Below are 7,616 nucleotides of genomic sequence, written 5' to 3' on the forward strand. Positions count from 1 at the left end.
GTTCGCCGGGGCCATCCGTGCGTACAATGTCGCACCGGATTGCGCGACCCGAACCCGAGACCCGAACCACAGACCATGACGCCGCCCACCATCCTGATCGTCGAAGATGAGCAGGCGATCGCGGACACGATCGTCTATGCCCTCGGCACCGACGGCATGCAGACCATCCACTGCACGCTCGGGCAGGCGGCGCTCGACCGCCTGCGCGACACGCATGTCGATCTCGTGGTGCTCGACGTCGGCCTGCCGGACTTCAGCGGCTTCGAGGTATGCCGGCGGCTGCGCACGTTCACCGATATTCCGGTGATCTTCCTGACCGCGCGGCACGACGAGATCGACCGGATCGTCGGGCTCGAGATCGGCGCCGACGATTACGTGGTCAAGCCGTTTTCGCCGCGCGAGCTGGCCGCGCGGGTGCGCGTGATCCTGCGCCGCTTTCATCGGGCGGCCGCCTCGGAGCCGGCGCCCGCACCCGCGCCGGCCGATGCGCGTGCGCCGGTCGCTGCCGGCTTCACGCTCGACACCGACGGCGCGCGCGTGTCGTGGCTCGGCCACGCGCTGGACCTCACGCGCTACGAATTCGGGCTGCTCGCGCTGCTGGTCCGGCATCCGGGGCGCATCTACTCGCGCGAACAGTTGATGGACCTCGTCTGGCACGAGGCGCTCGATTCGGCCGACCGCACGGTCGACACGCACGTCAAGACGCTGCGCGCCAAGCTGCGCGCGATCGATCCCGAGCGGGACCCGATCCGCACGCATCGCGGGATGGGTTATTCGCTGCAACCGTAACGAGCGGCACCGCCCATGCATATCGGCCTGCGCATCTTTTTCGGCTTTTTCCTGATCGTCGGCCTGGCCGCGCTGATCACGCTGCGCGTGTTCGTGCAGGAGGTGAAGCCCGGCGTGCGCGAAGCGATGGAGGACACGCTCGTCGATACTGCACAGGTGCTGGCGACGCTGGCCGCCGACGACATGGCGAACGGGCATATCGCCGACGGCACATTCGCACGGCAGCTCGGGAAACTGCACGAGCGCCCGGTCAGCGCGAACGTGTGGGGCATCCAGAAGAACGCGATCGGCTACCGCCTCTACATCACCGATGCGCACGGGATCGTGCGCTACGACTCGGCCGGCCGCGCGCTCGGGCAGGACTATTCGCGCTGGAACGACGTGTACCGGACGCTGCGCGGCGAATACGGCGCGCGCAGCACGCGCAGCGACCCGAACGACGACAGCAGCACCGTGATGCACGTCGCGGCGCCGATCCGGCGCGGCAACGAGATCATCGGCGTGTTGACGATCGCGAAACCGAACCAGACGGTCGCGCCGTTCATCGCGCGCAGCCAGCGCAAGATCATGCTGTACGGGGCATTGCTGATGGGCGGCGCGATCCTGATCGGCGCCGCGTGCACGTGGTGGCTGGTGCTCGGGCTGCGGCGCCTGCAGCGCTATGCACGCGCGATCGCGGCCGGCGAGCGCGCGTCGATGCCGCTGCAGGGCGCGAACGAGCTGGCCGAGCTCGGGCGCGCGGTGGAAAGCATGCATCAGCGGCTGGAAGACCGGCAATACGTCGAAACCTACATCCACACGCTCACGCACGAGATGAAGAGCCCGCTGGCCGCGATCAGCGGCGCGGCCGAGCTGTTGCAGGAAGACATGCCGGTCGCGAATCGCCGGCGCTTCGCCGAGAACATCCGCCGCCAGGCCGGCCGCCTCGAACAGATGATCCGCAAGCTGCTCGCGCTGGCCGAGGTCGAGCAGAAGCAGCGGCTGTCGGTGCACGAGCCGGTCGCGCTGCGGCCGGTGCTCGAACAGCTCGTCGACGATATCGAGCCGCGCGCGCGGCAGCGCGGCGTGAGCCTGCGGATCGACGCGAACGATGCGGCCGATGAGGGCGGTGCGGCGATCGTCGACGGCGATCCGTTCCTGCTACGGCAGGCGCTCGGCAACCTGCTCGACAATGCGCTGGATTTCGCGCCGCACGGCAGCACGATCCGGATCGCGCTCGAGCGGCAGCCGGCGGGCAGGGCGCACGTCGCGGTCGTGCGCGTCGCGGACGACGGCCCCGGCGTGCCCGACTATGCACTGTCGCGCGTGTTCGAACGTTTCTATTCGCTGCCGCGGCCCGACGGGCAGGATCGCAGCACGGGCCTCGGGCTGTGTTTCGTCCGCGAAGTCGCGATGCTGCACCGTGGCCAGATCGCGCTCGCGAACCGCGCGGAAGGCGGCGCGTGCGCGACGCTCACGCTGCCGTCGGCCGGTTGACCGCGCACTTCACGCTCGCCACACGTTCGCTTCACACCGGCTTCAATCGCCCTTCACCGGGGACGCTCATGCTGACCGTACCTTCCACTCCCGGTACCTGCCAGCAATGAATCGAGTCCTGTTGTTCAAGTCCATGATTACCGCGTTTCTCGCGCTGGCGATCCTGATCCCGCTGCAGATGGTCCAGGGCATCGTGCGGGACCGCGCCGACTATCGGCAGAGCGCGCTGCAGAGCATCTGGGCGAGCTACGCGGGGCCGCAGACGGTGACGGGGCCGGTGCTCGTCGTTCGCTACACGGAAGTCACGCGCGTGAGCGACGACGTGCGGGCCGGCGGCAAGGCGAAAACCAGCCTGAAGAGCGAGACGAAACGGCTGCTCGTGTTCCCGAAGACGCTGAACGTCGACGGCACGCTGTCGGTCGGCGTGCGCTATCGCGGCATTCACAAGGCGCTCGTGTACGGCCTCGACAGCCGGATGACGGGCACGCTGCCGCTGCCGGACCTGAAGAAGCTGCCGCAGGCGGATGGCCACGTGAGCTTCAAGATCGACGGCACATACGTCGCGCTCGGCATCGGCGACCTGCGCGGGCTGAAGGCGCAGCCCGACCTGCGCATCGGCGGCAAGCGAATCGACGTGGAGCAGGGCACGCGGCTCGACAGCCTGCGCCAGGGCGTGCATGCGAACGTCGATCTCGCGGCGCTGGCGGAGGCAAACGCGGGCGCGACGGTCGTGCCGTTCAGCATCGGCTTGCCGCTGGTTGGCGCGGAATCGGTCGCGTTCGCGCCGGTGGGCGACCAGAACGACTTCTCGCTGAAATCGACGTGGCCGCATCCGAGCTTCGACGGCGAGTTCCTGCCGGCCGAGCGCACGGTCGATGCGCGCGGCTTCGTCGGCAACTGGCATGTGACGTCGTTCAACACGAAGGCGCGCGAACAAGTGGCGTCCGGCAACGGCGGGGGCGAGATCGAAACGGCGTCGGTGTCGGTGATCGAACCCGTGAACGTGTACCTGCAGGCCGAACGCGCGACGAAATACGGCGCGCTGTTCGTGATGCTCACGTTCGCGAGCTTCTTCATGTACGAGCTCGTGAAGCGGCTGCGCATTCACCCGATCCAGTACACGCTGGTCGGCCTGTCGCTCGCGCTGTTCTTCCTGCTGCTGCTGAGCCTGTCCGAGCACATCGCGTTCGGCCATGCGTATCTCGCGGCGAGCGGCGCATGCATCGGGTTGCTCGCGTTCTATCTGTCGTTCGTGCTGCACAGCGTGAAGCGCGGTGCGGTGTTCGCGGCGCTGCTCGCGGTGCTGTACGCGGCGCTCTACGGGCTGCTGCTGTCGGAGGACAATGCGCTGATGCTCGGTTCGCTGCTGCTGTTCGCGATTCTCGCCGGCATCATGACGCTCACGCGCCGCGTCGACTGGTATTCGCTCGGCGCCGCGTGGCAGCCGCTGGCCGACAAGCCGGGGGCGGTGAAGCCGGGTGCGCCGGCGAAGTAAGGGAGCGGGTGACGAGCATGCGCGCGCCGGTCGGGAATACAGCGGCCGGCGCGCGTTTTCGTGCGTGACCGACGCGTTTCAAGCAGGCGTCGGCGGACGACGAAACCGCGCCGGCGGAATCTCGGCGACGGCCGCGATTTCGATCAGCAGGTCGGGACGGTAAAGACGCTCGACCTGGACGGTCGTCGTCACCGGATAGGGTTCCGCGAAGTACGTGTTGCGGATGTCGCCGGCCTGCATGAATGCCTCGATGTCGGTGGCGTAATGGACGAGCGAGATCACGTCGCGCATCTGTCCGCCCAGGGCGGCCAGCACGTCGCGGATGTTGTCGAGTGTCTGGCGGACCTGAGCACGCATGTCGCCGGCGCCGACCACCTGTCCGTCGCGGTCGAGCGCGACCTGCCCCTTCAGACGCACGATGCGGCCGTCGCCCTGGATCACGGCCATTGAAAACGCGCCGAACGGCGCCCAGACTTCCGGTGGATTGACGGTTTCGGCCATCGCGCAGCTCCTGTGGAATCGGAACGAGGCGTGCCACGCCCTCGCGATCGCGCCATGATGGCGCGTTCATCGTCGATCCGCCCGGCCGGCCGAAAGCGGCGGCGGCCCGGATCGCCCTATACTGACCGTTCCACATTACCGGACCACGCCGTGCCGAACCAAGCTTCACAAGATCCGTCCGTCGACGATCCCCGTCCGACCCCGCCTGTCCAACCCGAACTGGAAGACTGCTGCAACAGCGGCTGCTCGCCGTGCGTCTTCGACCTGTACGACGAGGCGCTCGCGCGCTATCGCGTCGAGCTGGCCGAATGGGAGGCGCGACAGGCGCAGCGCGAGCCTCACCGATGAACCGGCGGCCGGCGCGTCGCCACGCCGCGCATGCGCCGCGCCTGTATTACGGGGCTCGACCGAAGGGATGGATTCGGTCGCGTGTCAGCGCTCATGCATCCGCATGCAGCCGTCGATGCAGCGGCCCGAGCGCGGTCGACAGCGCGATGCAGCCCACCAACACGGCCGCCAGCGTGAACATCGACACCCTGAACCCCTGCACGTAGTCGAGCGCGGCCGGATGCACGCCGAGCCGCGCGAAGAACACGCCGCCGATCGTCGCGGCGCCGACGGCCGCGCCGATCTGCAGCATCGCGCTGACCATCCCGGACGCGACCCCCGCGCGGGCCGCGTCGACTTCCGCGAGCACGATCCGCACGACCGACGGCAGCACGAGCCCTTGCCCGATGCCGATCGCCGCGATGCCCGCGTAGAAACCCGCGCCCGGCGCACCGTCGCGGGCGAGCGCGGCGGCGACCGTGACGCCGGCCGCGAGCATCGCGAAGCCGAGCGTGAGCACGCGATACGCGCCGAACCGGGCGACGAGGCGCGGCATCAGCAGCGGGCTCGCGAGGAAGCCGAGCCCGAGCGGCAGGATCGCGAACCCGGACGCGAGCGGTGACCAGTTCAGGCAGCCCTGCAGATAGATGCCATAGCTCAGGAAGAACGCGCTCAGCATGTAGAACAGGAACGCGAGCAGGAGCCCGAGTGCGACGACCGGGTTGCGGAACAGGCGCACGTCGAGCAGCGGATCGTGGCCGCGCGCGAGCCGGCGTGCTTCGACGGTCAGCAGCGCGCCGAGCATCGGCAGCGCACCGACGCCGCACGCGATCATCCACAGCGGCCAGCCGGCTTCTCGGCCATGCGTGAGCGGGTACACGAGCATCAGCAGGAACAGCGACATCAGCACCGTGCCCGGCACGTCGATCCGCTGGCCGCGCGGCGGGCGGTTTTCCGGGATGAAGCGCCAGCTGCCGATCAGCGCGAGGATGCCGATCGGCAGATTGACGAGGAAGATCGCGCGCCAGCCGAGCCCGAACGGATGCAGGCTGATCAGCGCGCCGCCGCCGAGCTGGCCGATCACGGCCGCGAGACCGAACGCGAACCCGTAGAAGCCCATCACGCGCACCTGTTCCTGCGGGCTGAACACGCTGCGGATCGTCGCGAGCACCTGCGGCGCGAGGATCGCGGCGAACAGGCCCTGCAGCACGCGCCCGCCGACGAGCACCGTGCCGTTGCCGGCGAGCCCGCACAGCGTCGATGCGAGCACGAAGCCGGCCATGCCGATCATGAACATGCGTTTGCGTCCGTACAGGTCGCCGAGGCGCCCGCCGGTGATCTGGACGACCGCGTTCGCGCACGCATACGCCGACACGACGAGCTGCAGTTCGGCCTGGCGCGCGCCGATGCCGTCGCGAATGGCCGGGAGCGCGAGATTCACGATGAAGTAGTCGAGCGGCGGCAGAATGGCGCCGACCAGCAGGACCACGAGCGCCCAGCCGTGGTGGCTGCGCGGCGTCGCCGCGGCAGTCGCGCCGGCCGGCGCGCAAGGAGCAAGGGTAGGGTTCGTCATGAAAACAGGATCCGAAAAAATGAGGGCCCGATAGCTAATGCCGTTCAGTTAAGGTTTTTCCGAAGATATCGAACGGAATAGCGAGCAGGACGGGACTTGACGGCCCGATCGCATTTGCGATCGGGCCGTTTTACATTGATGAGTAGCTTGAGGTGCTCGCGAAGTCGCTTGAGAACGGCGGGCAGCTTGGCAAAGGCAGGTGTGCGTGCGGCCCACATCATCTCGTGCTGGATGAGATGGAACGACCGAATGAAGCTCAGTTCGGTCGGTTCGCACTTGGCCTCAAAGGCCGCGCCGGCCATCTCGCGACGAATCAGGTTGTAGGCGATCAATGCCCCCCAGATTTCCTGGTAAATGCCTTCAACCGTTCGGCTGCGCAGCGTCAGCTCGCGCCCGAGCATCGATTGCTTGAGCTCGCGGTAGCTGGTTTCAACCTGCCAGCGGCGCTCATAGCAGGCGTCCAGATCGGCCATTTTGAAGCGGCGGCGGTCAGTCAGTGAAGTCAGCAGCACCCGCTCGCGGCCTGCCGCATCCAGTACGCGAATCGCGCGGGCCGTCCACCATTCGGGCAATTCAGGGCACTTCTTCCGTGCTTGTGGTGACACGCGCATGCGCACCAAAGCATCGTCAGGCTTGCCCGATATCACCTCCCACCGTGTATTGGACTTGGCCGGAATCAGGAAGTGGCGATTGCGCTCACCCGAGCTCAGGCCGCACAGAATTTCGGCGGACAGAAAGCCCTTGTCGAATACCGTCAACGAGTGATCCGGGATCTGCTCCAGCAGTTGCTTGGCATAGAGCATCTCATTCGTGTCGTAACGGCCGAACGCGATGTTGGCGACGAGATGGGTCGGAATCGAGGTCAGCGTCACGGCCCGCACCTGCGGGTAGCTAGCCACCTTACCGCTGGCATAGCCCTGAGCGCCGAAGTGCTCACGATTGGCGGGGCTGTCCGGGGTGCGCAGCGTGGTGCCATCCATAGCCCACAAGCTCAACCCTTTGAAGGCATGGCGCGCACCATCTTGCTGGCACCAGGCTTGAGCGGTGCGTTCAAATAGCCAGGCCATGGGCGCATCGCCGAGCCTCTGTCGCGCTTGAGCGACGGCGCTCTTGCTGACAAATGAGGCCTCGTTGGGCAAGACCAGATCGAGGCTATCGACTACCTCGCTGATCGACCAGTGTCGGTAGATTGCCAGCGCGATGACCAGCCATACCACCTGCTCGGCTGGTAAGCGCCGCCGGCGAATGCTGGCCGTGCCCGTCGCTTCGATGGCCTGTTCGATCCAGTTATGTGGCAGATGCTCGCCGAGCCGACTCAGGTCGGCAGGTGCTGCATCCAGCAGAAAGGTCAGGTGGTCGTTCAGCATCGCTGACCAAGTTAACAGCTTGCCGCTTTGTTTACAACTCCAACCCTAAAAACAAAAATGCCGTTCAGTTCTTAACTGAACGGCATTA

7 protein-coding genes are annotated in these 7,616 nt (G+C 67.0%); 4 read left to right on the forward strand and 3 right to left on the reverse strand.

Annotated elements, in window-relative coordinates:
• The first annotated feature begins 75 nt into the window (after positions 1-75).
• The 3 genes from creB (at position 76) to creD (ending at position 3,760) form a co-directional block, all read left to right on the forward strand.
• Positions 76-789, forward strand: coding sequence for a two-component system response regulator CreB (gene creB, locus HWX62_RS19100; RefSeq protein WP_175931832.1), 714 nt, complete (start codon positions 76-78; stop codon positions 787-789).
• Positions 790-804: 15 nt separating this feature from the next.
• Complete coding sequence (creC, locus tag HWX62_RS19105; RefSeq protein WP_175931833.1) at positions 805-2,265, forward strand: two-component system sensor histidine kinase CreC; 1,461 nt, start codon at positions 805-807, stop codon at positions 2,263-2,265.
• A 106-nt stretch (positions 2,266-2,371) separates the two neighbouring features.
• On the forward strand, positions 2,372-3,760 hold the full coding sequence (gene creD, locus HWX62_RS19110; RefSeq protein WP_175931834.1) for a cell envelope integrity protein CreD: 1,389 nt from the start codon (positions 2,372-2,374) through the stop codon (positions 3,758-3,760).
• 78 nt (positions 3,761-3,838) lie between these two features.
• Here the strand turns inward: creD and HWX62_RS19115 are convergent, their stop codons facing one another.
• Positions 3,839-4,261: a RidA family protein gene (locus HWX62_RS19115; RefSeq protein WP_175931835.1), complete on the reverse strand. Its 423-nt coding sequence runs from the start codon at positions 4,259-4,261 to the stop codon at positions 3,839-3,841.
• 150 nt (positions 4,262-4,411) lie between these two features.
• Between HWX62_RS19115 and HWX62_RS19120 the strand changes: the two genes are divergently transcribed.
• Positions 4,412-4,609: an oxidoreductase-like domain-containing protein gene (locus HWX62_RS19120; RefSeq protein WP_175931836.1), complete on the forward strand. Its 198-nt coding sequence runs from the start codon at positions 4,412-4,414 to the stop codon at positions 4,607-4,609.
• A gap of 91 nt (positions 4,610-4,700) precedes the next feature.
• Here the strand turns inward: HWX62_RS19120 and HWX62_RS19125 are convergent, their stop codons facing one another.
• Together HWX62_RS19125 and HWX62_RS19130 are read right to left on the reverse strand one after the other, a co-directional pair.
• Positions 4,701-6,161 carry an MFS transporter gene (locus HWX62_RS19125; protein ID WP_175931837.1) on the reverse strand — a complete coding sequence of 487 codons (1,461 nt, stop codon included), beginning with the start codon at positions 6,159-6,161 and terminating at the stop codon, positions 4,701-4,703.
• A 44-nt stretch (positions 6,162-6,205) separates the two neighbouring features.
• On the reverse strand, positions 6,206-7,528 hold the full coding sequence (locus HWX62_RS19130) for an IS4 family transposase (RefSeq protein ID WP_175929725.1): 1,323 nt from the start codon (positions 7,526-7,528) through the stop codon (positions 6,206-6,208).
• Positions 7,529-7,616: the final 88 nt, after the last annotated feature.

The sequence above is a fragment of the Burkholderia sp. BCC0506 genome (assembly GCF_902833145.1).
GTDB lineage: Bacteria > Pseudomonadota > Gammaproteobacteria > Burkholderiales > Burkholderiaceae > Burkholderia.

Excerpts from the sequence above, each read along its gene's own strand:
- creD (WP_175931834.1), top strand. The coding sequence starts at position 2,372 with ATGAATCGAGTCCTGTTGTTCAAGTCCATGATTACCGCGTTTCTCGCG.
- creB (WP_175931832.1), top strand. The coding sequence starts at position 76 with ATGACGCCGCCCACCATCCTGATCGTCGAAGATGAGCAGGCGATCGCG.
- HWX62_RS19125 (WP_175931837.1), bottom strand. The coding sequence starts at position 6,161 with ATGACGAACCCTACCCTTGCTCCTTGCGCGCCGGCCGGCGCGACTGCC.
- HWX62_RS19115 (WP_175931835.1), bottom strand. The coding sequence starts at position 4,261 with ATGGCCGAAACCGTCAATCCACCGGAAGTCTGGGCGCCGTTCGGCGCG.
- creC (WP_175931833.1), top strand. The coding sequence starts at position 805 with ATGCATATCGGCCTGCGCATCTTTTTCGGCTTTTTCCTGATCGTCGGC.
- HWX62_RS19130 (WP_175929725.1), bottom strand. The coding sequence starts at position 7,528 with ATGCTGAACGACCACCTGACCTTTCTGCTGGATGCAGCACCTGCCGAC.